General features: G+C 56.6%; 1 tRNA gene and 2 rRNA genes (1 of these 3 cut by a window edge). All 3 read left to right on the top strand.

The window, feature by feature from the left end:
- Positions 1 to 2,124, top strand: a 23S ribosomal RNA gene (locus D3P35_RS25480) (it extends 695 nt beyond the left edge of the window).
- Positions 2,125 to 2,260: 136 nt separating this feature from the next.
- Positions 2,261 to 2,375: ribosomal RNA gene (gene rrf / locus D3P35_RS25475) — 5S ribosomal RNA — on the top strand.
- Between the two features lie 48 nt (positions 2,376 to 2,423).
- Positions 2,424 to 2,500, top strand: a tRNA-Met gene (locus D3P35_RS25470).

Below are 2,500 nucleotides of genomic sequence, written 5' to 3'. Positions count from 1 at the left end.
AAAGCGAGTCTGAATAGGGCGCTTGAGTTCGTGGGATCAGACCCGAAACCGGGTGATCTAGGCATGAGCAGGTTGAAGGTGCGGTAACACGCACTGGAGGACCGAACCCACATCCGTTGAAAAGGATCGGGATGACTTGTGCCTAGGGGTGAAAGGCCAATCAAACTCGGATATAGCTGGTTCTCCGCGAAATCTATTTAGGTAGAGCGTCGGACGAATACCTCTGGGGGTAGAGCACTGGATGGGTAATGGGGTCCCACAGACTTACTGATCCTAACCAAACTCCGAATACCAGAGAGTACTATCCGGCAGACACACATCGGGTGCTAAGGTCCGGTGTGAAAAGGGAAACAGCCCTGACCAACAGCTAAGGCCCCTAATTCGTGGCTAAGTGGGAAAGCATGTGAGACGGCCAAAACAACCAGGATGTTGGCTTAGAAGCAGCCATCATTTAAAGAAAGCGTAACAGCTCACTGGTCTAGATAAGCTGTCTTGCGGCGAAGATGTAACGGGGCTCAAGCCACGAGCCGAAGCTTTGGGCGCAGCAATGCGCGGTAGCGGAGCGTTCTCTGTGCAGCGAAGGGTGTGGGCGACCTATCCTGGAGCGCAGAGAAGTGAGAATGCTGACATGAGTAGCGACAAAGAGGGTGAGAGACCCTCTCGCCGAAAGTCCAAGGGTTCCTGCTTAAAGTTAATCTGAGCAGGGTGAGCCGACCCCTAAGGCGAGGCCGAAAGGCGTAGTCGATGGGAACCAGGTTAATATTCCTGGGCCAGGAGGATGTGACGGTTCGCAGAGGTAGTCATCCCTTATCGGATTGGGATGGCTGCTGAGCGGATCCTGGAAATAGCCCTCCATGAGATCGTACCCTAAACCGACACAGGTGGACTGGTAGAGTATACCAAGGCGCTTGAGAGAACTACGTTGAAGGAACTCGGCAAAATGCCTCCGTAACTTCGGGAGAAGGAGGCCCCGTCTCTGGGCAACCAGGGGCGGGGGGCACAGACCAGGGGGTAGCGACTGTTTACTAAAAACACAGGGCTCTGCGAAGCCGCAAGGCGACGTATAGGGTCTGACGCCTGCCCGGTGCCGGAAGGTTAAAAGGAGGTGTGCAAGCACTGAATTGAAGCCCCGGTAAACGGCGGCCGTAACTATAACGGTCCTAAGGTAGCGAAATTCCTTGTCGGGTAAGTTCCGACCTGCACGAATGGCGTAACGATTTCCCCGCTGTCTCCAACGTAGACTCAGCGAAATTGAATTCCCCGTGAAGATGCGGGGTTCCCGCGGTCAGACGGAAAGACCCCATGCACCTTTACTACAGCTTCACACTGGCACCAGGCATGTCATGTGCAGGATAGGTGGTAGGCTTCGAAGCGGGGACGCCAGTTCCCGTGGAGCCTCCCTTGAGATACCACCCTTGTCCTGCTTGGTGTCTAACCGCGGTCCGTCATCCGGATCCGGGACCCTGTGTGGCGGGTAGTTTGACTGGGGCGGTCGCCTCCCAAAGAGTAACGGAGGCGCGCGATGGTGGGCTCAGAACGGTCGGAAATCGTTCGCTGAGTGCAATGGCATAAGCCCGCCTGACTGCGAGACTGACAAGTCGAGCAGAGACGAAAGTCGGCCATAGTGATCCGGTGGTCCCGAGTGGAAGGGCCATCGCTCAACGGATAAAAGGTACGCTGGGGATAACAGGCTGATGATGCCCAAGAGTCCATATCGACGGCATCGTTTGGCACCTCGATGTCGGCTCATCTCATCCTGGGGCTGGAGCAGGTCCCAAGGGTATGGCTGTTCGCCATTTAAAGAGGTACGTGAGCTGGGTTTAGAACGTCGTGAGACAGTTCGGTCCCTATCTGCCGTGGGTGTAGGAGACTTGAGAGGAGCTGCCCCTAGTACGAGAGGACCGGGGTGGACGCACCACTGGTGGACCTGTTGTCGTGCCAACGGCAGTGCAGGGTAGCTATGTGCGGACAGGATAACCGCTGAAGGCATCTAAGCGGGAAGCCCCCCTCAAAACAAGGTCTCCCTATCAGGGCCGTGGAAGACCACCACGTCGATAGGCTGGAGATGTAAGCGCGGCAACGCGTTCAGTTGACCAGTACTAATCGCCCGATTGGCTTGAACCGATCCGGTAGTCGCAAGACAACCAACACCTCAACACGGTCAGTCACATACTTGGAAAGACACTCAGGTCGCTTGCCCTCTTCGCAAGAAGAGGGCGGCCAGACCTTCCGAGGAGCCCGCATACGGCTCCCCCGAAGGTCTGGTGGTCACAGCGCGAGGTAAACTCCCGATCCCTTCCCGAACTCGGCCGATAAGACCCGCCGCGCCAATGGTACTGCGTCTCAAGACGTGGGAGAGTAGGTCGCCGCCAGACCAATACAAACACACTCATTCCCTCCCTTCACGATAACCAAACCAACACCGCGGGGTGGAGCAGCCCGGTAGCTCGTCAGGCTCATAACCTGAAGGCCGCAGGTTCAAATCCTGCCCCCGCAACCA

The organism is Oceanicella sp. SM1341, assembly GCF_003448965.1.
Taxonomy (GTDB): Bacteria; Pseudomonadota; Alphaproteobacteria; order Rhodobacterales; family Rhodobacteraceae; genus Paroceanicella.
The sequence above is the reverse complement of the archived record's forward strand: the minus strand, read 5'-3'. Positions and strand labels throughout refer to the sequence as shown.